The 23928-nt window shown below is 68.8% G+C and carries 17 protein-coding genes and 1 pseudogene; 7 read left to right on the top strand and 11 right to left on the bottom strand.

Annotation, left to right across the window (positions count from 1 at the left end):
• Positions 1-21: 21 nt before the first annotated feature.
• Positions 22-726, bottom strand: coding sequence for a CatB-related O-acetyltransferase (locus tag OG736_RS33660; RefSeq protein ID WP_327185725.1), 705 nt, complete (start codon positions 724-726; stop codon positions 22-24).
• A gap of 421 nt (positions 727-1147) precedes the next feature.
• Between OG736_RS33660 and OG736_RS33655 the strand changes: the two genes are divergently transcribed.
• On the top strand, positions 1148-1753 hold the full coding sequence (locus OG736_RS33655; RefSeq protein WP_327185724.1) for a TetR/AcrR family transcriptional regulator: 606 nt from the start codon (positions 1148-1150) through the stop codon (positions 1751-1753).
• A gap of 5 nt (positions 1754-1758) precedes the next feature.
• Here OG736_RS33655 and OG736_RS33650 read toward each other — a convergent pair whose 3' ends face one another.
• Entirely contained in the window at positions 1759-2568 is an 810-nt protein-coding gene (locus tag OG736_RS33650; RefSeq protein WP_327187773.1) for an isocitrate lyase/PEP mutase family protein, read from the bottom strand.
• A 266-nt stretch (positions 2569-2834) separates the two neighbouring features.
• On the opposite strand from OG736_RS33650, the gene OG736_RS33645 reads away from it, so the two are divergent.
• Positions 2835-3215 carry an antibiotic biosynthesis monooxygenase family protein gene (locus tag OG736_RS33645; RefSeq protein ID WP_327185723.1) on the top strand — a complete coding sequence of 127 codons (381 nt, stop codon included), beginning with the start codon at positions 2835-2837 and terminating at the stop codon, positions 3213-3215.
• A 219-nt stretch (positions 3216-3434) separates the two neighbouring features.
• Here OG736_RS33645 and OG736_RS33640 read toward each other — a convergent pair whose 3' ends face one another.
• A complete protein-coding gene (locus OG736_RS33640) occupies positions 3435-3806 on the bottom strand; it encodes a VOC family protein (RefSeq protein WP_327185722.1) in 372 nt (123 codons plus the stop codon).
• 210 nt (positions 3807-4016) lie between these two features.
• Here OG736_RS33640 and OG736_RS33635 point away from each other — a divergent pair, with 210 nt between their 5' ends.
• Complete coding sequence (locus tag OG736_RS33635) at positions 4017-5402, top strand: hypothetical protein (protein WP_327185721.1); 1386 nt, start codon at positions 4017-4019, stop codon at positions 5400-5402.
• Here OG736_RS33635 and OG736_RS33630 read toward each other — a convergent pair.
• On the bottom strand, positions 5347-7098 hold the full coding sequence (locus OG736_RS33630; protein WP_327185720.1) for a DUF2264 domain-containing protein: 1752 nt from the start codon (positions 7096-7098) through the stop codon (positions 5347-5349). The two genes, OG736_RS33635 and OG736_RS33630, sit on opposite strands and share 56 nt — an antisense overlap.
• 90 nt (positions 7099-7188) lie before the next feature.
• Positions 7189-8235: a rhamnogalacturonan acetylesterase gene (locus tag OG736_RS33625; protein WP_327185719.1), complete on the bottom strand. Its 1047-nt coding sequence runs from the start codon at positions 8233-8235 to the stop codon at positions 7189-7191.
• A gap of 191 nt (positions 8236-8426) precedes the next feature.
• Here OG736_RS33625 and OG736_RS33620 point away from each other — a divergent pair, with 191 nt between their 5' ends.
• On the top strand, positions 8427-10109 hold the full coding sequence (locus OG736_RS33620) for a rhamnogalacturonan lyase B N-terminal domain-containing protein (RefSeq protein WP_327185718.1): 1683 nt from the start codon (positions 8427-8429) through the stop codon (positions 10107-10109).
• A gap of 6 nt (positions 10110-10115) precedes the next feature.
• Here the strand turns inward: OG736_RS33620 and OG736_RS33615 are convergent, their stop codons facing one another.
• Positions 10116-11528 (bottom strand): RICIN domain-containing protein, encoded by a 1413-nt coding sequence (locus tag OG736_RS33615; protein ID WP_327185717.1) that lies wholly within the window; start codon positions 11526-11528, stop codon positions 10116-10118.
• 1 nt (position 11529) lies between these two features.
• Positions 11530-11652, bottom strand: a pseudogene (locus tag OG736_RS33610) (alpha-N-arabinofuranosidase); the annotation flags it as partial.
• A 387-nt stretch (positions 11653-12039) separates the two neighbouring features.
• Here OG736_RS33610 and OG736_RS33605 point away from each other — a divergent pair.
• From OG736_RS33605 to OG736_RS33595, 3 genes are all read left to right on the top strand, one after another.
• Entirely contained in the window at positions 12040-14244 is a 2205-nt protein-coding gene (locus OG736_RS33605; protein WP_327185716.1) for an autotransporter, read from the top strand.
• 134 nt (positions 14245-14378) lie between these two features.
• Positions 14379-15320 carry a homocysteine S-methyltransferase gene (gene mmuM, locus OG736_RS33600; RefSeq protein WP_327185715.1) on the top strand — a complete coding sequence of 314 codons (942 nt, stop codon included), beginning with the start codon at positions 14379-14381 and terminating at the stop codon, positions 15318-15320.
• A gap of 81 nt (positions 15321-15401) precedes the next feature.
• Complete coding sequence (locus OG736_RS33595) at positions 15402-15983, top strand: LacI family DNA-binding transcriptional regulator (RefSeq protein ID WP_327185714.1); 582 nt, start codon at positions 15402-15404, stop codon at positions 15981-15983.
• 191 nt (positions 15984-16174) lie between these two features.
• On the opposite strand, the gene OG736_RS33590 is transcribed toward OG736_RS33595, so the two are convergent.
• From OG736_RS33590 to OG736_RS33575, 4 genes are all read right to left on the bottom strand, one after another.
• Positions 16175-17857, bottom strand: coding sequence for a carboxylesterase/lipase family protein (locus tag OG736_RS33590; RefSeq protein WP_327185713.1), 1683 nt, complete (start codon positions 17855-17857; stop codon positions 16175-16177).
• Between the two features lie 92 nt (positions 17858-17949).
• A complete protein-coding gene (locus OG736_RS33585; RefSeq protein ID WP_327185712.1) occupies positions 17950-19197 on the bottom strand; it encodes an alginate lyase family protein in 1248 nt (415 codons plus the stop codon).
• A 47-nt stretch (positions 19198-19244) separates the two neighbouring features.
• On the bottom strand, positions 19245-22373 hold the full coding sequence (locus OG736_RS33580; RefSeq protein ID WP_327185711.1) for an alginate lyase family protein: 3129 nt from the start codon (positions 22371-22373) through the stop codon (positions 19245-19247).
• A complete protein-coding gene (locus OG736_RS33575) occupies positions 22370-23893 on the bottom strand; it encodes a glycosyl hydrolase family 28 protein (RefSeq protein ID WP_327185710.1) in 1524 nt (507 codons plus the stop codon). The genes OG736_RS33580 and OG736_RS33575 overlap by 4 nt, the downstream gene beginning before the upstream one ends.
• Positions 23894-23928 lie beyond the last annotated feature (35 nt).

Raw genomic sequence — 23928 nt, 5'->3', positions numbered from 1 at the left:
TGCGCCCAGGCGCCCGGCGGGCTAGGCGGGCCCTCGTGGGGATGCCTTCGGGGAAACGGTTTCCGGGGCAGGGGCGTGCGGGGCTGCGGAGCTCGGCGCGGCGGCCACGAGGTCGTCGACGCTGCCGGACATGATCGTCCGTACATGGTCGGTGATGTGTCGGGCGGGCCAGTCCCACCAGGCGACCGCCAGCAGCCGGGCGACGTCCGCTTCGCTGTAACGGGTACGGATGAGACGGGCCGGGTTGCCGCCGACGATCCCGTAGTCGGGCACGTCGGCGGTGACCACGGACCCGGCGCCGATGATCGCGCCGTGTCCGATCCGGACGCCGGGCATCACCGTCGTGCCGTAACCGAACCACACGTCGTTGCCGACCACGGTGTCCCCGCGGTTCGGCAGGCCGGTGAGCAGGTCGAAGTGCTCGGCCCAGGAACCGCCCATGGTGGGGAAGGGGAAGGTGGAGGGGCCGTCCATACGGTGGTTGGCGCCGTTCATGAGGAACCGCACTCCGGTCCCCAGCGCACAGAACCTGCCGATGACCAGCTTCTCCGGACCGTAGTGGTAGAGCACGTTGCGCGTCTCGAACGCGGTGGCGTCGTCGGGATCGTCGTAGTACGTGTACTCCCCGACTTCGATCAGCGGGGACTTCACCAGCGCCCTGAGCAGCACGACCCGCGGCTGCTCGGGCATGGGGTGCAGGGCGGCGGGGTCTGCGGGCACAGGCATGCGATGCGTCCTCGTGGGGCTCGGGGGCCGACGCCTCGGCACTGGGCGCCGAGTCCGGGGTCCGGGGCTGGGGACTGGGCTCTGGGGGTGGGTCCTGGGCTGTGCGGCTGAGCTCCGGGGTCCGTGTGCCGATCATGCTCCCAGCGCCTGCCGTTCGGTGCCCGTCATTTCTTGGGTGGGCAGAGGAGATGCTGAGGGGGACCGGCGGTACCCGTCCGCCGTTGCAGGCCCTGGGCCCGGCCCGGCGACATGAGCTGGGCCGGAGCAGGAAAGCGGTTACGGAGCGGTTCCAGGCGCCCTGGGCCCACCCCGGGGTGGGCTCTCCACCCGCCGTCTCCACCCGCCGTCCGCTGTCCCACCTGCGAAACCCTTAGGATCCTGCCTGATACCTCCAGGCCCGAGCGCACGCAAGGCGGTCCCCATGCCACGAGTCGGCCTCACCACCGACCGCCTCGTCGAAGCCGCCGCGGAGCTGGCCGACGAAGTCGGTTTCGACAACGTCAGCATTTCGGCGCTGGCCCGACGGTTCGGAGTCAAGGACGCGAGCTTGTACTCGCACGTCAGAAGCCTCCGGGAACTACGGACCAGGCTCGCGCTGCTGGTCGGCGGCGAGATGATCGACCGGATCGCCGTGGCCGTCGTGGGACTCGCCGGCAAGGAGGCGCTGGTCGCCTTCTCGGGGGCGTATCGGGAGTACGCCCTCCGGCACCCGGGCCGGTACGCCGCCACCCAGATCCGGATCGACCAGGAGATCGACCGGGAACTGGCCGCCGAGTCCCCCGCTCCGCGCCGGACCGCCGAGATCACCTACGGGATGCTCCGCGCCTACGACCTCGACGAACCTGACCTCACCGACGCCGTCCGCCTGCTGCGCAGCACCTTTCACGGGTACTGCACGCTGGAGGCCGCCGGCGGCTTCGGTGCGCCCCGGGACGTGCAGCGGTCGTGGGACAAGGCGATCGACGCCCTGCACATGGCCCTGATCCACTGGCCGCGAGAGACGGACCCCGGCGACGCCGGTAGCTGACGCCCTCAGACATGGCGTGCTGCGTCAGCGCCCCTTCTCTGTATGTCCTCGTACGCCGGCGTACGGCCACCCGGCCTGTGCCCCTCCCGGATCTCGTCGAGGGCGTCGAGCGCCGCGCCCATCGCTCGCCGGTACAGGAACGAGCCGAGGCTGATACGACTCACCCCCAGGTCCCCGAGTTGGGGGACCGTGGGGCCGGTCGGCGAATACAGGATGTTGAGGGGGACGTCCAGTCGTGCGACGAGCGCCGCGATCTCGCCCGCATCGGTCAGCCCCGGGACGAAGACCCCGTCCGCGCCCGCCTGTTGATAGGCGTCGAGGCGAGACAGCGTTTCGGCTCCGCCGCGTTCCCCGCGTTCGCCCTGCTCGCCGAGCCAGTACGTGTCCGTACGAGCGTTGACGAAGAGGCCGGGCGCGGCGGCCTTGGCCGCGGCGATCTTCGCTGCATGCCGGTCGACCGACCCCAGGCCGTCCTCCAGGTTGATGCCGACCGCACCCACCGCCGCCAGCTGACGGGCGAACTCGCCCACCTCGTCGGGATCTTCGCTGAAACCGCTTTCCGCGTCGACCGAGAGGAGAAACGGTTGCGAACCCAGAATCAGCGCGAGCCGTAGGGTCTCGTCGCGAGTGGCCGACGCTCCGTCCGGCAGCCCCACCGCCGCCGCCACCGCGAGACTCGTCGTGCCGATCGCCCGGAAACCCTTTCGCGCCATGGCCGTCGCGGTGGCATGGTCCCAGGCGTTGGGCAGGAGCAGGGGGGTTTCGGCGTGGTGAAGGTCGGCGAAGGGGTTCGAGGTCGCCCTGAGTGCACGCATGCGGTCCACGCTAGGGGCGCGTCCCTTCGGCCGCCGCCGAACTGTTCCCGCTGATCTGTTTCCGTCGGGCTGTTTCCTGCGAGCTTTCCCAGCGAACCGTTTCCGGCGGATTCTCCTTCCTCGCCGGCCCCGGCCTGGCAGCTGGTGCCGCGTCAGGCAACGCTCACCCGAGCTCTCACAGCTTTGAACCGAGAGCCCGATCTCTTATGTCACCCGTTCAGGAAAGACGCTGGATCGTCGGGCGCATCCCGCCCTACGGTGACGCCATGAGCAATCACTCGGAAGCGCCTGTTGCGCCTGTCGAGGCCTACGAACCCCCCTACTACGTGGCTGTCTTCACTACGGTGCGAACCCAGAACCGGAGCGGCTACAGCGAGACCAACGCACGCATGGAAGACCTGGTGAAGGACGTCCCCGGATTCCTGGGGATGGACCACGCGCAGACTCCTGGCGGGCTGTCCATCACCGTCGGATATTTCCGCGATGCCGACGCCCTCACGGAGTGGCGCTGCAACGCCGAGCACCGTGCGGCGCAGAGGCGCGGGCAAGTCGAGTGGTACCAGAGCTACACGCTGCATGTGGCGAAAGTGGAGCGGAGCCACGGGTTCGTCCGAGCGGAGGCCCCACAAGGCCCGACAGCGGTCTGACCAGCCGAAGGCACCCCAGGGACCGCCCCGCCGGGCTGTCCCTGGGAGCAGAACGAGTACGCGGCCCCGAGATCGATGACAACGAGAGCAAGCGCCTGGTGCGGTGTTCTTCATCAACCAGTGTCGAAGGCTCACGCCCAGCGGCCGCTCACAGGGCAACGCTTCTCTGACCCGCTACTGGCCAGCAGCCGTCCGTGTTCGTGCCCTGTGGCCGCCGCCTCAGCCTGCGGCCCTCTCTGCCGCGCTGCGCTCCACACAGAACTCGTTGCCCTCCGGGTCCGCGAGGACCGCCCAACCCGTGCCGTCGGGCCTACGGCGGTCGTCGACCAGTGTGGCGCCGAGCGCGAGCAGACGCTCGACCTCCTCCTCGCGGGTGCGGTCCTGCGGCTGGAGATCGAAATGAATGCGGTTCTTCCGGCTCTTGGCTTCCGGGACGGTGACGAAGAGCATGCCCGCGCCCTCGATCAACGCCTCCTCGTCGCCCGGCTTGTCGTCCTCGTGGAGAGGCTGGCCGAACACCTCGGACCAGAAGCTGCCCAGGGCGTAGGCATCGGAGCTGTCGATCGTCACGTGACGGAGTGCAGAAGTCATACGCGGATTCTTCTGTACTCCGTTCCCGCAGGGCAACGGAGATTCCTCCTCCCCGGCACGCACTCATCGAGGCGCGCCGACCGAGCCGGGTCCGCCAGGCCGGGCCCCTTCCGGTCTCACCCTGGCCACATCAGCCACACTCGCCACACCGGTTCCATCCCTGCCCACCCGGCACGGCAACCTTTTCCTGCCCAGCGGCGACCACCGGCCATGACAACTGCACGAGGCACGACGCGCCACCGCCGAATGCGCGCGGCCCGCAAGCCCGCGATCGGCGCCCTCGCGGCTGCGGGGGTGCTCGCCGGCGCCTGGTGGGGCACCGCCGGGGCTGCGACGACCTCCCCGAATCTCTCCCCCACCACCACCGCCGTCACGCTCGCCGCCAAGTTCCCCTACCTGTCGGCCGGTTACAACAACACCCGGGAGTGGACGCGGACGACGACCGCGGTGGCGCCGAACGGCACGCTCCGCGTCGCCTGGCCGGCGGCGGACGGCGTCCACGTCACCCCGCTCACCGCTGCCGGGAAACGCTCGGGCGCCGACACGGTCGTCAAGGGCGCCAAGGAGGTCGGTGGCCTGGTCGCGCACAACGACGGTTTCGCACTGCTCACTCGAGTCGCCGACACGAACAAGTGGAAGGAGACGGCGGCCGCGATCGTCCGCTACACGAGTGGCAGGCGGACCTTCCTCACGAAACTCACCGGAACCGCTTCCCACGACACCGCACCGCTGCTCGACGGGCAACTGACCTGGAACGGCACGAAGTACGGCGCCTACTTCGTCGTGCACGGAGCCGGTGGCTTCGCCGACGGGCACTACGGGGACAAGATGGCGTACCTGAGCGCCAAGGGGGCGAAGCTCACCGGGGGCTGGAGCTGGGGGTGCAGCCACAACGAGGGCATCGCCCTGCACGCCGAGACGACCGGCGCCTTCACCTCCCTGTGCTTCGACGACTGGCGCTCCGGGCTGTTCGTCTCGACCGGCATCGGGGCTCCCGACACCGCCCCCGTGGTGCAGCGCGAGCAGTGCTGGGCCGGATACTGCGGCGGCACCTTCCCCGGCCGTACCGGCGACCTCGTGAAGTCGTCCACCGGCCGTTACGTAACCGCCTTCGCATCCCGCGGCGCCGCCTCGGCCAAGAAGAACCCGGACGACGCCAGTGGCCGCGGCTGGACCGTGAAACCGCAGACGAGCACCCATCAGGTCGCGCTGGCGTTCATGAAGAACCGCAGCTCCGGTCCGGGGAAGGCCGTCTACCTCACCAGCGCCGTCGGCACGGAGAACGTCAACGTGCATGTCGCCCCCTACGGCAAGGACCGCCTCCTCGTCTCCTGGGAATCCCTGAAGGGCGCCAAGTGCGCCGACGGCACCTGCACCGGCACCTTCACGGGCACCCACCTGCGTCTCGTCGACTGGAACGGTAAGTTCCAGAGCCCGGACAAGGTGGTGAGCACCCGCATCACGGGCGACCTCGCGGTTCTCAAGGACGGGACGCTGACCTGGGCGTACGCCCCCGTGACACCGTCCTACGCAAAACCGCTCACCGGGGCTTCACCGACCACGACGACGTTGCGGATTGCGCGTCTGAAGCCGTGAAGCGGAAACGGCGTTCCGAACCCGTCGACATGCGGACGCTCAGGTCGTACGCGCCGTGAACGCTGTCGGCATCCACCCTCTGCACCTCCACGGACACCAGTTCCCGGAGGGGCAGGGGGTCCGGCTCGGACGTGAGGCGGGCCAGCGCGACGAAGAGAGTCGCAGGGCCTTCGCCCAGCACACCCGACAGGGGGGACGTGCCCGCCAGCCCGTGCACGGGCACCAGCTCGGCCCGCTCGTCCCCGCCTTCCACCGGTGCCCAACCCGTGATGTGCACTTCCGTTCCCGGCTCCGCGCCGGCCACCAGGTGGGCCCGTACCTCCACCGCACCCTCGGCCACCACCAGGCTGGTGACTTCGGCCCCGGAGCTCAGCACATACCGGGAGGCCGCCCAGTCCGCTCCCACTCCGAGCGGGACGATGCCCTCGCGACGCGGGTCGCCGCCGACCATGACGACGTTGTCCGATGGCGCGTCCAGCGGCCGTGTGACCGTGGAGTACGCGAACCTTGTGTAGTACGGGTCGTAGCGGACGTCCTCACTGCCGTGGTTGTGCAGGCGAACCAGCCCGTCCGAACTCGTCGACTGCAGAAGCCAGTTGGGAGCAGCAAGGGGGGTGACCGCGTTCTCCCGCTCCACCGGCCCCGGCTCCTCCGTCGCCGTCCACACCTCGTGTTCCGGTGGAAGCAACAACCCGAGGAAACCCTTGCTCGCCCAGTAGGGGGAGGCCGGTCCCGAGTAGCCCTGGAGGACCGACTCGTCGGGTCCGTGCCAGCCGAGGGTCAGCAGACCGCGTTCGTCGACCGCACCGCGTTCCAGGAAGTACTTCAGCGCTCCCGAGGCGAGGCTCCGGGTCTCGCCGGCGGGGAGCGGGGTGTGGCCGGTCAGGGCGCCCAGCCACAGGGGGGCGGTGGTGGCGAAGCGGTAGGTGAGGGAACGGCCCTGGTGCAGGGGGGCGCCGTCACCACCGAACAGGCGTGCATAGTCGTCGAGATGGGTGCTGAGCCGGCCGCCGTAGAGGGTGAGCAGCTCGGGGTCGTCGGCCAGCCAGGCGTGCAGGACCGGGTAGAGGTGCATCGCCCAGCCGTTGTAGTAGTCGAAGGCACGGCCGGCGCCGTCGCTGTACCAGCCGTCGGCGACGTACCACTGCTCGATGCGTTCCAACCCGCGGTCGATCGCCTTGCGGGAGGCCTCCGGCTCGTGGCCGACGGACTCCAGGAAACCGCCTACCGTCACCGGGAACAACTCCCAGTTGCAGGGCCAGGCCTCGGCGGTCAGCGCGTCTCCGAGCCAGGCCGCGGCGCGCTGTCGGACGCCGTCGTCGAGGCGGTCCCAGAGCAGCGGACGGGTCAGTCGCAGCGCGAGGGCGATCGACGCGGCCTCGACGAGGGGCTGACCGCGGTCCTCGATGCGGGGCCAGACTCCGCCGACACCGGCCGCGAGACCGGTTGCGTAACGCTCCAGGGCCGTCTCGTCACGACGGAAGGCCGCCAGCAGCAATGTGCGGGCGTACCCTTCCAGGCCGTCGGAGAGGTGGCCCGACCAGCTCTCCCGGTCGCCGGGAAAGTGGTAGAGAGCGCGATCCTCGGTGGCGTACGGCTCCACCGCGGCGAGCAGCGCGTCGGCGGCGGCCTCCCAGTGGGCTCGGGTGTAGCCGGTGCGGGGGCTGCGGGCGAGGTCGGGCGGGGGCAGGTGCATCTGCTGTTTCTTTCCTTCGCGGCCGGTGCGGAGCCTGGTGGTGCCAGGACCTGGGGGCGTCCCGGTTCCGGTCGGGGCGCCCCCAGGCGTTCATCCCACCCGCACGGTGCCCCTCGGCACCAGATGCTGGGCGACGAGTTCGTCGCGGACCAGGCCCGCGTAAACCGTTGCTCCGTGCACGGAGGTGTGTGTGTTGTCGCGTTTCTCGTTGTAGAGGTAGAGCGCCTTGGAGCCCTCGACGCCCAGAGATTCCACCAGCGCCTTGGTCTTGGCGGTGAGATCGATCAGTGGAACCGCCTGGGTGGCGGCGACCGAGCGGATCACTGCCGGGTGGTCGACGCCGAGTCCGTTGACCAGTAGGGCGGTTCCGTTGTTCAGCGTGCCGTCGGCATTGAACCACCGGCGCACGATGGGGGTCACCAGGACCGGCCGACCGCCCTTCTCCCTCACTCCCGCCACCAGTGTCTCGAGATTCGCCCGATAGGTCACCTCGTCGGTCGTCTTGTCGTTGTGGGCGAGTTGGACCAGGACGAGGTCGCCGGGACGGATCAGCGGCTGAACCGTCGCCCAGAGCAGCGGGTTCCCAAGATAGGTGACCGTACTCTCGCCGGAATCGGCATAGTTGGCGACCGAGACTCCCCTGCGCAGATACTGCGGCAACTGCTGGCCCCACCCGGTGTACGGGTCCCCCGGCTGGTCGCACACAGTGGAGTCACCGACGAGGAAGACCTGCCGTACGTGCCGGGCCCGGGTGACCCTGATGTCGGCCAGGGCCGGCGCCGAGCCGCCTACCGCCAGGTCCAGACCGGCGGTTCCGGCCGCACCCGTCGGCTCGCCCTCAGGGGTGCGGACGTCCACCGTGAAGCTGCGAACCACACGTTCGCCGGCGGGAGCGGCAGTCTCGGGGAGCAGGGCGCGCCGGGTCTCTCCGCTGATGCCGGTACTCGACTCGACGTCGCCACCGAGCACGACCTCGACGTCGTAGGTGCCGGGCGGGACGTCGAAGTGGCACGCGGTTTCGGTGCAGTTGTCGATGCCGAGGGGTGCGCGACCGCCGTGCGCCTGAGCGGCGGGTACCGCGGTCAGACCGGCGGCCAGGGTCAGCGCCGCCAGCACGGCAATGTTGAAACGTCTCACTTGCGGCTCCTCCGTCACGGCAACAGGGGCTGGCGGCTGGACCGTACCGTCTCTGGCAAGCGCTTTCTAGACCTGGGACGGATTTCACGAGATTGCCAACCTCCAGCGAGTGAAAGCCCTTTCGCGAAATCGATTCAACTGTCACTCTCTCAGGCACCCGCACCCCCACACCTCCCGAAGGAGGCACCCCCATGTCCGGATCCGAGAACCACCGGCCGATCCGACGCCGCACCTTCGTCCTCGGCACCGCGGCCACAGCAGGCTCGGCCGCCCTGGCCGGGCCGCTCGCCGCACCGGCCGCCGCAGCAGCCTTCGGCTACACCGACGACGGCTCGAACTACGTCGTCGACACCGGCGCCAACCTGGTCTTCAAGGTCAGCAAGTCCACCGGCGACCTGACCTCTCTGACCTACAGGGGAACCGAATACCAGGGCTACGGCGGCATGAACTCGCACATCGAGTCGGGCCTCGGAAGTTCCACCGTGACGATCACGCAGTCCGGTTCGACGATCCTGATCTCGGTCACGCACGGCACGCTGAAGCACTACTACGCGGCCCGAAGCGGCGAGAACAACGTCTACCTGTGGACCAACAAGGCCGACACGTCCGTTTCGGCAACCCGTTACATCGTGCGCGTCAAGGCGGGCCTGTTCCTCAACGACGAGCCCGACTCCTACACGTACACGACCAGCACCGTCGAGGCCTCCGACGTCTTCGCGAAGTCCGACGGCCAGACCCGCTCCAAGCACTACTCCAAGCTGCGCGTCATCGACTACAACTACATCGGCTGGACGACCGGCAGCGTCGGTCTCTGGATCGTGCGCAGCAACCACGAGAAGGCCTCGGGCGGCCCCTTCTACCGCTCCCTCCTGCGTCACCAGAGCGCCGACGGCGGCGGCCTGTACGAGATCCTGTACTACGGCCAGAACCAGACCGAGGAGCAGCGCTTCGGCCTCCAGGGCCCCTACGTCATCGCCTTCACCGACGGCGGCGCCCCCTCCTCGTCACTGTTTCCGGGCACCCTGACCACCTCGTGGGCGGATTCTCTCGGCATCTCCGGCTACGTCGCGGCGAGCGGCCGGGGCCGGGTCGCGGGAGTCGGCATCACGGGACGCAACACGGCGTACCCGTACACAGTCGGGCTGGCCAACTCGGCCGCGCAGTACTGGGGTTCGGCACGGTCGTCCGACGGCTACTTCTCGATCACCGGGGTGCTCCCGGGGACGTACACACTGACCGTCCACAAGAGCGAACTGGCTGTATACAGTACGCAGGTGACCGTATCCGCCGGCGGGACGACCACCCTCAACTCGATCGCGATCCCGTCCTCGAACGACCCGGGCAACGCGAGCGCGATCTGGCGGATCAACGACTGGACCGGCACGCCGAGCGGCTTCAAGAACGCCGACCTGATGACGTACGCGCACCCGTCGGACGTCCGGGCAGCCGCCTGGACCGGCAACGTGGTGATCGGCAGCGGCAGCGAGACCTCGGCGTTCCCCTGCTACATCTGGAAGGACGTCAACAGCGGTCTGCTCGTGTACTTCAAGCTCACCGCGGCCCAGGCCGCCGCCGCGCACACCCTGCGCATCGGTGTGACGACGGCCTACGCCAACGGCCGGCCGCAGGTCGTCGTGAACGACACCTGGACCTCGGCCATCCCCTCCCCGCCCACCCAGCCGAGCACCCGGTCCCTGACCAACGGGTCCTACCGGGGCAACAACTACACGTTCACCTACAGCGTTCCGGCGAGCGCATGGCTCACGGACACCGGCCAGTACAACGTGCTGAAGATCAACGTGGTGAGCGGTTCGGGGACGACCTCCTACCTCAGCGCGGGCACGTCGATCGACGCGATCGACCTTCTCGCCTGACGCAGATCAGGTTCCGCGCGTCCACTGCTGGTTGGTTCCTCCGTTGCATGTGTAGGTGATGAGAGCGGCGGAGTTGGCGGTGGACGCGCCGTTCACGTCCAGGCACTCGCCGCTCGCACGGGACTTGACGTTGACGTAGCTGCCGGAAGTCGTCAGCGACCACTGCTGACCGGTGGCTGCCGTGTCGCAGTTCTCCTGACTGACCGAGCTCGCGTTCTCCTGCACGCACAGAGAGCTGCTTCTGACGACCAACTGGTAGTAACCGCTTCCGACGGACTTGAACCAGTACTTCTGGTTGCTACCGCCGTTGCAGTCGTACTGCTTGATCTGGGCACCTGCCCAGAGGGACTGACTCGTGACATCCGCGCACTTGCCGCTGTGCCGGGCGATGAGCGTGTTGTACGTGGCACTCGTTCCGGTAACCGTTCCAGCCGCCGTGTCGACGGTGACCTCGGGTGACCAGGACATCGACAGCGAGGTGGTCGTGGGGAAGGTCAGCGGCAACCAGACGTACCGGGAGTCGTTGACGGTCCCGCCGAAGGAGTTGCCCCAGCGGTCGCCCAGGTAGAGGTACGAGGTCCCCGAAGTGCCCTGGACGGGCAGCACGTACGCGGTCTGCGAGCCGTACGCCGTCGAGTCGCCGACGTTCGCCATGGCCGACCAGGGGCCGGCGAGCGAGGTCGCCGTGGCGTACTGCTGCTGGTTGGGGCTCCAGCCGGTCGCGCCCGAGGTGAGCATGAAGTAGACACCGCCCCGCTTGAACAGCGCCGGCGCCTCGCGGTGGCCGCCGTGCCAGGGGTCGGCGACCAGGCTTGCGATACCGGTGTAGTCGGCGGTGAGCCGGTAGATCTGGAGGTCGTAGTTCTCACGTGCGGCCGAGATCATGTATCCGGCGCCGTCGCTGTCCACGAAGACCGTGATGTCACGGGACATGTGCTGGTCGAGCGGACGGAAGCTGCCCTGCCAAGTGTAGTTTCCGTCGACGGTGTCCGACACGGCGACTGCCGCTCGGGCCTCGCTGTAGTCGGTTCCGTTCTCCTTGTGCATCCACATCACGAACTTGCCGGTGGACGCGTTGTACATGACCTTCGGGCGTTCGATGTTGGCGCCGGCCAACTCGGAGGCGCTCGACTGGGTCAGGACGTGGTTGCGGAACTCCCAGTTCTTCAGGTCCGTGGAGCGGTAGGCGTCCACGTACCGGAAGGTGTTGTCGGCGTTGCGGTTCTCGCCGAACCAGTAGTAGTAGGAGCCGACTTTGAGAACTCCGCCGCCGTGGGCGTGTACGGGGCTGCCGGAACTGTCGCTGAACTGAGTGCCGTTGACGATCGTCACGGACGCCGCCTGGGCGGGTCCCGCGGTCGCGAGAGCGCCCATCAGCACGAGACACAGGGCGAGCAGGGTCGTGTACGCACGTCTCATCTCACGCACTCTCCTTCACGGTGTCGGCGACGGGGACGCCGAAGTCGGGGGTGCCGTCCGGGTGCGGGCCGAATGCCTGGATCCGGGTGTGTCGGCCGGGGTCGTTCAACGGAGCGTCGCCGAGGCGAAGTACTTCATGAGCAAATGGACTTGCCCGGCTCCCAGATTCATGGATTGCCCATGGAGGAGAGGGGAATCGCCGTGCTCCGGTCCTCGCGGGAGCGGTCGGGATGCGCCTGGGGGGCGGGGCGGCGGGATACGAGCGGATCGAGGTGCACGCGGCTGCCTCTCGAGAGAGGGACGTTCGGAACTACGAACGGCAAGTGGAATGACGAACGCCGAAAAGGTAAGGGCGTGTTACAGGCAGGTCAACGGGTCGGACGGGACTTGATGGAAAGCCCTTTCCGGAAGTTTCCGGCGGGAAGGTGGTTTTCCGGGTGGGACGAGCCCCCGTCGACGCCCGAGGGAGCAAATTTCTGTTATCGGTGTCGCGCCGAAGCGTCTCCGATACGTGCGCAGCCCTCTCCACACCTCAGCAGCGGTCGTCGCTGCCCTCACGACCGTCGCCGCCCTCGTGGCCACCGCTCCCCCCGCCGTGGCCGCCGACGCCCGGGACGTCACCGCCGACGTTCTCGCGAACCGGGACGTGACGCTCGCCGGCGACACCGTGGTGACCGTGCCCTCCGGGACGACAACCTACGACGGCGTTTTCCGCGGCCGGGGAACACTTACCGTGCGCGGCGGCGGAACACTGGTCCTGCGCAAGGACAGCGACTTCACGTTGCCCGAGGAACGCCAGCGGCAGGTGGTAGGCACACAGGGCGGAAACCATCCCTACACGACGGTCGGCAACCCCGACCCGCCCGCGATCATCGTGGAGCGTGGGACGACCCTCCAGTACGGCACCGGCGGGGGTACAGGGCTGATCGGGCACTTCCCCTACGACACTCCCGGCTACCGGCTCAATCAGCTCAACGTCCGCGTCGACGGCACGCTCCGGCTCTCGCTGACCCGCACGTTCAACATCGGCACGATCAGCGGCTCCGGCCTCGTCACCCAGCCCCGCAGCATGTGGGGCACCCTCGACCTGGCGGGCACCCACCCGTTCTCCGGGGTCATCGACAACGGCACCGGGATGGCGGTCGGCCGCCCCGAGTACCCGGTGTCGCTGCCCAACGCCCGGGCGATCATCAACCAGGGCTCCTGGATCATCGACACCCCGCTCCACCAGACGATCACGCTACGGCAGGACTTCTATCAGCGGGAGTACGGCAGCGACGTCAACGTCCACTCGCGCCCCGGCAGCAAGGTCGTCCTCACCGGGCAGTACAGCTACAGCGACCAGGGCGGCGACGCCCGCCCCTCGCTCAGCGACCCGGACATCAACTGGCGGCCCATCGCACACCAGTTGAACAAACGCGGCACCAACATCGAGGGCGCCGACGTGCAGTGGGGCGACGGCACCACGCACAAGATCTTCATGCCGGGAACAAAGGACACCGTTTACGTCAACCTGCACGAGGCCGCCGGACGGCGGTCCCTGCTGACCTTCGACTACGACGGGCCGGTCACCTTGGGTGCGCCGATCGGCGGCGGCAAGTACCACGACACCCTGGCCGTGCCCGGCGCCGGTGACGTCGTCATCGCCGGGACCCGAGGCAACGACGTGACCTTCGCGGCCGCGCAGTACTACGACGGTTCGACGACCGTGCGAGAGGGGGCTGTCCTGCGGCTGGGGTCGGCGCGGGGAGACGGCTCCCTGCTCACCGGTACCGACCGGCGCCGGATCGTGAACGACGGCACTCTCGTCGTGCGCAACACGAAGACCGCGATCTCCCTTTCCCGGCTCGGCGGCAGCGGCTCGCTCATCCAGTCCGGAGCGGCTACGACGACTCTCACGGGCACCGCGGTGACGTACACGGGGACGACGACGGTCGAGCACGGAACCCTGGCACTCAGGGACGGGGCGACTCTCGCCAACAGCAGGGCGGTCCGGCTGACGTCGGCGGGAGCGCGGCTGGACACCGGTGGCTCGGCACTACGGGTGACGAGCGCACTCAGCGGCAAGGGAACCGTGAGCGGCGCCGTGACGAACGAGGGTGTGGTCACGGGCGGGCTGACCGTGACCGGCGCCTACTCGCAGAACGACAAGGGACAACTGGTCCTGACGGACAAGCCCCTGAAGGTGGGCGGCAAGGTCACCCTGGGCGGTGGACTCGACCTGTCCGCGGCAGGAACGGCCACCGCGGCACCCGGGGCCGGTACCCCGCACGGAAGATCCTCCGCCTCGACCGGAACCGGTAGCGCTTCCGGCAAGGATTCCCCCGCGGCCGGAAACTCCTCCGCCCGGGAGATCACCGTGCTGAACCACGCCGGGGACACCCCCACGACCGGCACCTTCGACCAGCTGCGCGAGGGAGCCGAGGTGAAGCTCGCAGACACCGTTTACCGGATCAGTTACAAGGGCGGGGACGGCAACGACGTCGTCCTCACTGCGACAGCCGTGAGCCCGTCGGCGAGCGCGCCCGGACAGGCCTCGTCGGGGTCCGTGGCAGCCGAGACGCGCCGTGCGAGCGCGGCCGAGAGCGGCGCGTTCGGCTGGTGGCCGTATGTGCTGGCAGCCGGGTTGCTCGGCGGACTGCTGGTCCCCGCGACCAAGCGCACACGGGTCGACGGGCGCCGCCGCGGCGGACGGCACTCGGCACACGGGCGATGAGCCGGCGCGCGACACCCGTGCTTGGAGGAAGCGAGCGTGGGCCTGGCCGCCTTCTCGCATCCCATATCGTGGTCACTCTGTTCATTCACCGGACAGATCCGACCGTCTGCCGCTCGTTCGACTAGCGTCGTGACATGACCAGCGACATCCCTGCTCCCCCCGCCGAGACCTCCCTCACCACGGCTCTCGCCGCCGGAGCCGTCGTCCTTGACGGCGGTATGTCCAACCAGCTGGAGTCCGCCGGGCACGACCTGAGTGACGAACTCTGGTCGGCACGGTTGCTCGCCGAGCAGCCCGAGGCGATCACCCAGGCGCACCTCGCCTACTTCGAGGCGGGCGCGAACGTGGCGATCACCTCCAGCTACCAGGCCACGTTCGAGGGATTCGCCAAGCGCGGCATCGACCACGACGAGGCCGCCCGGCTGCTGGCGCTGAGCGTGGAACTGGCCCAGGAGGCCGCCAGGCAGGCCCGGAACAAGGGCCTCGCCCACCCGTTGTGGGTGGCTGCTTCGGTGGGGCCGTACGGAGCGATGCTCGCGGACGGCTCCGAGTACCGGGGCCGCTACGGGCTGAGCATCGCGGAACTGGAACGTTTCCACCGTCCCCGGCTGGAGGTCCTGGCCGCCGCGTCGCCCGATGTGTTGGCGCTGGAAACGGTTCCCGACGCCGATGAGGCCGAGGCACTGTTGCGCGCGGTACGCGGGCTCGGCGTGCCGGCCTGGCTGTCGTACTCGATCGCCGGTGACCGTACGCGTGCGGGGCAGCCGTTGGACGAGGCGTTCGCCCTGGCCGCCGACGCGGACGAGGTGATCGCGGTCGGGGTGAACTGCTGCGCCCCGGAAGACGTGGAAGCCGCCGTGACGACCGCGGCTCGGGTGACGGGCAAGCCGGTCGTGGTCTACCCCAACAGCGGCGAGGTGTGGGACGCGGAAGCCCGCGCCTGGAACGGCCGGTCCACGTTCACGGCCGAACAGGTCCTGGGTTGGCGGGAGTCGGGGGCACGCCTGATCGGCGGCTGCTGCCGGGTCGGTCCGGAGGCGGTCGCATCCATCGCCCGGACACTGACCTCCGCATAGCCCCCTGGCCTCCCGCCCACCGCTGCTGGCCTCCGCTCGGGGAAAACGGTTGCTGCCGGATTTCCCCGGGGGGAGGGCGTCATGACAAGGAAAACCGCTCACGCGGCGCGCAGCACGAGCCGGCATGTGGCGGCCCGAGCGGGAGTGTCCGCGTCGACCGTGTCGCGGGTGCTCGGCGGCCTGTATCCGATCAGCGCGGAGACCCGCCGACGGGTCCTTCGGGCCGTGAGCGAGCTGGACTACGTCGCCGACGCGCGTGCCAAGGCGATCGCGGGGGCCGGGACGCCGACGCCGGCCTTCGTGCTGGAGGACATCACCGGACCGTCGTTCGCACAGATGGCGCCCGGCGGCGTGGAACGCGAGGCGCACCGGCTCGGGCACCTGTGCCTGGTGTGCAGCACGGAGGGCGACGTACGGCGCGAGCCGGACTTCGTGGAAACGACGCGTGCCCAGCGGGCCGCCGCCGTCATCCTGGTGGGCGGGACCGCAGACACTCCGGAATACCGCCGGCGCACCCGCCGTATCGCTGACTCGCTCGCCTTCGTCGGCTCACGGCTGGTCCTGTGCGGACGGCCGCCATTGAGCCCGGGGGCGCCCGTGACAGTCGTCGAGTACGACAACGAGGGCGGCGCCTTCGCCCTGGTCGCGCACAGTCGCGGGTGACGTCGCCGTGCAGGACCAGCGCGCCGGATCCGCATCGATGCCCCGCGCCCGATGGGCTTCTGCGTAACCGCTTTCACGTCCCGGCGCCGTCGTGTGGTCCGGCTTGCCCCCGAGGAAGAGCACCCGCCGGTGCCCCTGCGCGAGAAAGGGGAGTCGCGTACCGGCTTCCGAGGGCCGAAGTGGCCCGGCGGTCAGCGTCCCCTGGTTCCCCCGGCCCGGCGCAGTCGGCGCACCGCGGACCTGAGCTCCGGGCCGCGAAGCGTCCTGCCGAGCAGCGGGTCCGGCGCCGCCGTGTCGTCGACGGGTTCTCCTGACGCAGCGGTTGTTGCCTCCGCGGTCCACAGAGCCAGCTCACGATCGCGCAGTCCGTATGCGGTATACGACATACCGTCGACCTCGTGCGCAATACCCTCCTCCGAGTACCGCCCGCCGTCCACCTCGCCGAAGATCCGGACGGGATGCGCCGGCCCCCAGGCCTCCCACCCGGGGTCGCCCGTAGCCACGAACCGCGTCCACGCCCCGTGCATCGCGTCGGCGAGTTCCTGCGGCGCGCCGCCCCCGGCGAGTTTCGCGGACTCGGCCGTCTCGCCGGTGTCGAAGACGAAACCGAGCTCGAGGGCATGGCAGGCGCCGAGACCGGGCTTCAGCGAGGGCCAGGCGAACTCGTACACATACGACGCCCCGGGGCGGGCCTCGGCCAGCCGTTGCAGGGGGCCGCGCAGCAGGTTGTCGGTGACCATCTGGCCGACGATCTCGGCGGTGCCGGCCTCGGGGTGCAGGACGCGGTAGCCGCGCGGCACCTCGTGGCCGCAGTGACAGCGGGCCATGGCGCCGGCGAGGGCGACGGGACCCAGTCGGTCGACGCGCTCCATCAGACCGCCAGGGACCAGCCACAGCCGGTACTCGTCGCGAGTCCAGCCCAGGAGCAGGTCGACGCCGGGGGCCGCGTCCCCGTCGACGAGTGCCTGCAGGGGGTCGCGCGGCACGAGGTCGCCGTCGACGATGATGCCGAAGGCGGGCCCGCCCAGGACGGGGCTGCTGAGCCTTCCGACCTCCGCCTGGGTACGCAACAGCAGATCCCGGTCGACGGCGGCGAAGGCCTCGGCGGTGGCGGGGATCTTCAGCCGGGTCGCCATGCGGCGGACCATGCGCCGGACCTTGTCCCGTTCGAAGGCCTCCGGCGGTCCGCTCTGGAGGATGGCCCGCCGGAACAGGCCCTGTGCCTGCGGGGCCGCGATCAGGGCTCCGGTGCTGATGGCTCCGGCGGACTGTCCCGCCAGGGTGACCCTGTCGGGGTCACCGCCGAAGGCCCTGATCGAACGGTGCACCCATTCCAGGGCGGCAAGCTGATCACGCAGGCCGGGATTGGCGGGGGCGTCCGGGAACAGTCCGTAGCCCTCCACCCCCAGCCGGTAGTTGATCGAGACGAAAACGATTCCATCGCGGGCGAAGTTCCGTCCGTCGTACACCGGCACTGCCGAGGACCCCCTGGTCAGGGCGCCGCCATGCAGCCAGACGAGGACGGGAAGCCGGGCTGCGGGGCCGGGCTCGGGTGTCCAGACGTTGAGGTTGAGACAGTCGTCGCCCGCCACGACGGGGTCGGACAGGTACTGGGCGAAGGCCTCGGAGTACGGCGGTTTCGGCGGTGTTGCGCCGAAGGCGCCCGCGTCGCGTACCCCGTTCCAGGGCTCGGGCGGCACCGGCGGCCGGAACCTGCGGGGACCGAAGGGCGGTGCCGCATACGGGATCCCGCGGAAAGCGGCGATGCCGTTCTCGTGCCTCCCGCGTACGGCCCCGTAGGGGGTCGTGACGACGGGATCGGGGTCGGGATCCGCCTGGGCCTCGGCCCGTTGGTCCGTCTGGTCTGCCGCCATCTGCTCACCAGCCCTTCGCCGCGCTCGCGCACCGGTATGACCAGAGCACCACAACAGCGCGCGGTATTCCGGTGCACGAGCCTGCGGCAGGGCTATTTGGCGTACATCAGGGTGCCGAAACCGAGCTGGTCGTATCCGCCGCTGGTGGACCCGTAGTCCCCGCCGCCTCCCTCGGGGGCGACGGAGAAGCACATCTGGGAGACGTACTTGTCGTCCAGGGACAGGCGTCGGTTGTAGTGGTAGTGGAGCATCGCCCACACCGGACGGACCTGCCCGCGTGAGGAGGCGGAGATGGCGGTCTGGGAGTTCTGCGCACAGTTCTGCCCGCTGCCCCAGGTGTAGGTGGTGAAGGGCACGTCGTTGCCGAGGTTGTACTTGGCGACGTACTGGGCGGCTTTCAGGAACCGCTTGCTGTCGTAGGAGTAGAGGTCGTCGCCCTGGTTCCAGGCCATCTCGCAGATCGCGCCCAGCTGCCCCATGCCCATCACGGTGTGCCCCTGATCCCGTCCTGACTCCTGCCACTGGCCGAGGTCGTAGCCGTCCGCGTCGGTGTACAGGTACGGAACGGCGTGCGCGACGGAACCGTTTCCGGCGCCGGACTTGGCGTAGGCGACTGCCTGGTCGTACTTGACGGAGTCCTCGTTGAGGATGCCGATTGCCAGGATGGAGGCGATGTTGCAGAGGTCCCAGTTGGCCCAGTAGTTGGTGATGCAGGCGTCGTTGTGGTGGGTCAGAAAACTGTTGTTGAGCGGATAGAAGACGTTGGCCATCATCTCCTGGAAGGCGGCGAGGTCGAAGCCGTCGTACCCCCGCATCAGTTCGGCCGCGTTGGCGAACTGCCACCCGTAGAGGCCGGCGGCTAGGAAGCGGTCGGCGTTTCCGGTGACTGAAGTGAGCGTGGTCGCCCAGGCGTTGAGGATGCGTACTGCGCACTGCGCGTTGGCTTCGGTGCCGCCGACCCGCCACCGCAGGGCGTTCTGGTAGGCGGCGGCTATGTCGTTGTAGAGCAGGCTGTAGTTCTCGCCTGTGCCGCCGCGGATGATCGTCGCTGTCGCCCTGGGCGTCCAGCTCGACTGGGAGTGGGAGTTGGCAGTCAGTCTGTTCCAGCCGGACAGCCAGGGATCGGTGCCCGCGGCGACCCTGGCCTTCGCGCGATTGATGTCCCCGGCGTTGTGCAGCATGCCGGGGTGGGTGAAGATAGCCGGCGCCGCGTCCGCCGTGGTGACGTCGGTGACGCTCGTGCCCAGGGCCAGTGCGGCGGTGAGACCGCCGGCGGACTTCAGCAGTCCGCGGCGGCTCACATGGTGGTTGTCGAGGTGGTGGGGGGATGTGCGGCTCATGGGGTGCGGCTCCCATCGTGACGGATCCGTGGGGGATCCCGGGTCGGCTATGCCGAGGTGACGATCACCTCGCTGAACCGTGCGGTGCCGAGGGCCAGCGGGCTGCGGGAACAGACCACCAGGCCCACGTGGTAGGGGGCGTCACCGAAGCCGGGGATCGAGCCCTCGGCGAGGGCGCTCCAGGTGACGCCGTCGTCGACGGAGACGGAGGCGGTGAACGCGGTTCCCACGCGTTTCAGCCTCAAGAGGAGAGGGAGTCGGACGTCGACCGTGCCGGAGAATGCGGAGGCGCCGGCCACCATGGGGCGCAGCATGAGCTGCGCGGTCGTGCCGCCGGTGACGATCAGACCGGCCGCTTGATCGAACGGCGACAGGGATTTGGCCATCAGAAGACCGACCCGGTCGATGGCCGCTCCCTCGCGGGAGAGCAGGCGCGCGGTGATCTCGCCGTCCCCGGACATGGGGCGCCGGACGAACTGTCCCGTCATCCCTTGCGAGTTGACGTTGAGATCGACACCCGCTCCGCGTACGACGAAGGTCCCGTTGTCGTACACCGTGTCGCCGGGCGTGAGGACGGCCACGGCGCCGAGAGTTCCGTAGTCCCGCCGATCGAGAACCACATCACCGAGGTCGCTGTACGTCCAAGGGGACGGAAGAGGCTTGGCTGCGACGCGTCGCTCCCTGGCGGCGGTCACGGAGAGAGCCGGCGCGACAGCGCTGCTCGACCTCGAACGGGGGCCCTGACCAGCTGAGTTGGTCTTGGATACGACGTAGTGGTATGTCGTCCCAGGGGTACCGCTCGCGTCGGTGTAGCGGATGCGGGCGCCGAATCCGACCGGACCGACTGAGGTGGCGATCGGCCGATAGGGGCCCTGCGCTCGTGGTGCGCGCAGCACCGTGTAGCGGGCGGAGAGGTCGGAGTCGCTCCACGTCAGCCGGACGCCGTCGGAGCCGACGGCGGCGCCCAGGTCGGCCGTGGCGCGGGTGGGACGAGGCGTGCGCCAGACGTCCCCGCTTGCCCCGGTGACACTGACATTGTCGAAGGCGCCGGTGCCGGTCTCGGCATACTCCTCTGCTACGCCGAGGGAGGAGGTGAGAGCGAGGCCAGCGTATGCAATATGCGGCATACCGTGGATGTCCGTCGTGCCGACTACGGTCCACTGCATACCGTCTGCCGAAATGGACCCTGTGCAGCGCCGCCCCTTCCGGGTCACCCGCACCCAGTACGGCGCCCGCAAGCGGTATCCGTCGCCCGCGCCCTCGACGTAGGGAGCCTCGATCGGGGTGGCGGACTCCGGCAGTACGCCGACGTCGGAGATCGGGAACGAGGCCCTGCTGGTGATCGCCTCCCGCTGCGACGGAGGTACGGGTGTACTCCCGGTCGCCGAGACGAGCAGCCCGGCACTCGGCCGTACGGTCCACACGCCGCTCCAGGTGTGCAGCGGCAGCCCCTGGATCAGCATCGAGGCGTGCGCCGCGTCCGCGTCCAGGGAGGCGCGGACGGTGACACCGATCTTGGAGTACTGGGAGCTGAGCGGCCACACGATCCGGGCGGTGACCGAGCCGTCGCCTCGCAGAGGGAGGTGCACGACGCGACAGGAATCGGCGTCGCCGGAAGCCTCCAGCAGGAACCGCTCACCGTCGAAGGCGGCCGAACCCGGGATCGCGACAGCGCCGACGTCGGTCGTCGACCAGGGCCCTGGCAGCCCGGCGGCAGCCTGGACAACCTTCGAAGTCCCGCTTTCTCCAAGCGAGTTGGCCGCAGTGACCGCGTAGCGGTAGGTACTCCCTGCGCGTACGCCGGTGTCGGTGTACGCAGGCTTTCGGACGTCGGTCGCGAGCCGCTCGAAGGGGCCTTCGGGAGTAGTGCCCCGCAGGACCGTATAGCTGGTCGCCGAGGCGGACGGCAGCCAGGACACCGTGACGGCCCGCTCCTCCCCCACGGCCGTGACACCGGCCGGGGATGCTGGGACGGTCGGGGCGGGGGCGGTCGCGCCCGCGTAGGCGAAGGTTCCCCAGCCGGGCAGGTCGTCGTTACCGCCCTCGACGACTCGTGCGCCGCCGGTGCCACGGAAGACCGCCGCCCGCGTGTAGGGGGCTTCCAGGCCTCGAACTCCGGCATAGTGCGCGTGGTACATCTCGTAGATCGGAGGCAGGGTGCCACGTCCGGTCGCCGAAACCGTCTTCTTGATGTACTTGCCCGTGCGGTCGAGGTCGGGGGTGAAGGGGACGTCGCCACCGAGGTTGTAGCGGGCGGCGTACTCGGCCCCGGCGAGAAGGCGGTTGCCGTCGAAGCTCCACAGATCGACGCCCTGGTTCCACGCGACCTGCGCGGCGTCGCCCATGAGGCCCACGGCGAGCTGTTCGTGACCCTGGTCGCGACCACTCTCCTGCCCCTGCCCGGACGCCGCGACGATGCGATGGGCCACGCTGCCGTTTCCGGCGCCGGCTGCGGCGAACCGCAGAGCGTCCTCGAAAAGGGTGCGTTGCTCACAGAACACACCGATGGCCAGGATGGACTGAATGGCGGTCAGGTCCCAGTTGCCGTTGGCGTAGAGCATGTATCCGGAGATGGCCGGATACCAGACGTTCAGAAAGGACTCCTCACAGCGGGAGATGTCCGAGTCGGCCCACCCGTCATAGCCGGTATGGCGCAGCAGTTCGGCCGCATTGGCGAACTTGAATACCTGGAGGCCGGCGCCGAGTGGTCCGTCGGCTCCCGTGATCATCGTGAGGGAGGCCGTCCAGGCATTGAGGATGTCGCGGGCCTTGTCGGCGTGCGCGCGTACTCCGGTGACGGCCCAAAGCAGAGCGTTCTGGTAGGCGGCGGCCGAGTCGGCGACGGCCTGGTTCATGAAGTTGGCGGGTCCGCGACCCCAGGAGCTGATCTGGCCGGTGTTCTGAATGGTGTATGCAGCCTGCGATCGACTGTGTGCGGCAAGCACGAGATATCCGTCATGGACAGGTGATTGTCTAGCGTCGACTGCGGACCTCATCCGTGCAAGGTCAACAGCGCTGTGCAGCAGACCGGGGTGGGTGAAGGTGAACGCGGACCCGTCGCCTGCCGTCCCCTCGGTCGCCGCTCGGGCCGCGGTCACGCACAAGGTGTTCGTGCCCGCGGCGAGCAGCAGTGCCGTGGACGACTTCAGCAGGCCTCGGCGGCTGAAGTCGCTCACTGCGCGGCCGCCTCCGCCTCTGCCGTGGTGAGGAACCTGAGGTCCGCCACATGCTCGTTGCAGAACCACTGCATGGCATCGGTGGTGTAGTACCAACTGGGCTTCTTCATCGAGTCGGCGATGACCTGCCCGTTGATCACCAGGTTCTCGAAGGTGACGTTCTTGATGGAGTGCTCGGCGTCGTAGCCGAGGAACAGTGACGGGTTGGCGTGGGTGCCGCGGTAGCTGAGGTTCTTGACGTAGACGTCTTCGATGCCGCGGCCGACCGAGGTGTTGTACTTCGTGTTGTACATGATCCGCATGTGGATGACCTGACCCCAGCGGAAGTCCTCTATCCGTACGTCCTCGATGCGGACGTTCTTGATGAGGTTGGAATCACCGGGGTTGAGAGCGATGCAGCCCTGGTATCCCATCTGCGGCTCACGGTGGTCGAGGATGTCGAGGTTCTTGATGACGAGGTTCTCGATCACCTCCGGGGCATCGGTGTTGCCGTGGGTGCCGACGTTGACGGGGTGGGCTACGTCGGCCCAGAGGGTGCAGTTCTGGATGGTGATGTCGCGGGTGTCGCCGTAGTAGTTCCAGCGGTGGGCGTAGATGGCGAAGCAGTCGTCGGAGTTGCGCATGAAACAGCCGTCGAAGACGATCCCGGTCGAGGAGAAGACGTCGAAACCGTCTCCATTGCCTTTCGAGCTGAACGAACGAGCCTTCTTGACGTGGACGTTCTCGCTCTCGCCGAACGTGCCCGCGTAGCCGTTGGGATTCATGATGATGACGTCCTGGACGCGGATGTTCTTGCTGCCCTCGCAGAGGATCCCGCCGGGGCCGGCGTGGAGCATGCCGTGGCCGGTGAGAGCGGCCTTCTCGACGTCTTTGAAGAAGATCTGGGCGGTGAGGACGGCGCCACCGGCCAGGTATACGGTTTTGCCGCTGGGCACGGTGAGGACGTTGCCGGTGACCGTATGGACGCCGGGGCCGAAGTAGATCACGTCGGGGTCGTCGGCGCAGGGCGGGTGCGGGTCGATGTGGTTAGTGATGACGTGCAGGCAGTCGAAGATCTCGTCATTGATCTGAACGACGATGTCGCGCGGCTCGTCAAGGGTGAACCGGAGGGTGTCTCCCAGGAGTTCCGGCGTGATGCCCAGCGCGTCCGGCCGCACTCTCGCCTTGGTCGCTCCGCCCTTGAGGTAGGTGACCTCCAACTCCACGGAACCGCGGAAGTCGAAGTACACCATCGAGGTGTTGTAGACCTTGCCGGAACCGGTGGTGGCGTTGATCTCCTCCAGCTGAGGCCGGTAGATGTCGAGTGTCTGCCACTCGCCGTCAGGAGCGGTGCGCACACGCACCTTGAAGCTGGTGTTGGTCGGCAGAGCGGCCGGGCGCGGATACGTGAGCAACCTGGAAGCGGAGTTGTTGTCGTCCGCGTGAGCCGCTGGGGCCATGAGACCGCCGGACAGACCGGCGGCGAGCACGGTGGCGCCGGCCGCCTGGAGGGCGGTGCGACGGGACAGGGGCGCGTTCATGCATGACTCCTTGCAACGGTCGGTAAGGGGTTACT

Source organism: Streptomyces sp. NBC_01334, from assembly GCF_035983595.1.
Taxonomy (GTDB): Bacteria; Actinomycetota; Actinomycetes; order Streptomycetales; family Streptomycetaceae; genus Streptomyces; species Streptomyces coriariae.
The sequence above is the reverse complement of the archived record's forward strand: the minus strand, read 5'-3'. Positions and strand labels throughout refer to the sequence as shown.

Bases quoted from the DNA above. Each gene is read 5' to 3' on its own strand.
- OG736_RS33660 (WP_327185725.1), bottom strand. From the start codon at position 726: ATGCCTGTGCCCGCAGACCCCGCCGCCCTGCACCCCATGCCCGAGCAG.
- OG736_RS33655 (WP_327185724.1), top strand. From the start codon at position 1,148: ATGCCACGAGTCGGCCTCACCACCGACCGCCTCGTCGAAGCCGCCGCG.
- OG736_RS33650 (WP_327187773.1), bottom strand. From the start codon at position 2,568: ATGCGTGCACTCAGGGCGACCTCGAACCCCTTCGCCGACCTTCACCAC.
- OG736_RS33645 (WP_327185723.1), top strand. From the start codon at position 2,835: ATGAGCAATCACTCGGAAGCGCCTGTTGCGCCTGTCGAGGCCTACGAA.
- OG736_RS33640 (WP_327185722.1), bottom strand. From the start codon at position 3,806: ATGACTTCTGCACTCCGTCACGTGACGATCGACAGCTCCGATGCCTAC.
- OG736_RS33635 (WP_327185721.1), top strand. From the start codon at position 4,017: ATGACAACTGCACGAGGCACGACGCGCCACCGCCGAATGCGCGCGGCC.
- OG736_RS33630 (WP_327185720.1), bottom strand. From the start codon at position 7,098: ATGCACCTGCCCCCGCCCGACCTCGCCCGCAGCCCCCGCACCGGCTAC.
- OG736_RS33620 (WP_327185718.1), top strand. From the start codon at position 8,427: ATGTCCGGATCCGAGAACCACCGGCCGATCCGACGCCGCACCTTCGTC.
- OG736_RS33615 (WP_327185717.1), bottom strand. From the start codon at position 11,528: ATGAGACGTGCGTACACGACCCTGCTCGCCCTGTGTCTCGTGCTGATG.
- mmuM (WP_327185715.1), top strand. From the start codon at position 14,379: ATGACCAGCGACATCCCTGCTCCCCCCGCCGAGACCTCCCTCACCACG.
- OG736_RS33595 (WP_327185714.1), top strand. From the start codon at position 15,402: ATGACAAGGAAAACCGCTCACGCGGCGCGCAGCACGAGCCGGCATGTG.
- OG736_RS33590 (WP_327185713.1), bottom strand. From the start codon at position 17,857: ATGGCGGCAGACCAGACGGACCAACGGGCCGAGGCCCAGGCGGATCCC.
- OG736_RS33585 (WP_327185712.1), bottom strand. From the start codon at position 19,197: ATGAGCCGCACATCCCCCCACCACCTCGACAACCACCATGTGAGCCGC.
- OG736_RS33575 (WP_327185710.1), bottom strand. From the start codon at position 23,893: ATGAACGCGCCCCTGTCCCGTCGCACCGCCCTCCAGGCGGCCGGCGCC.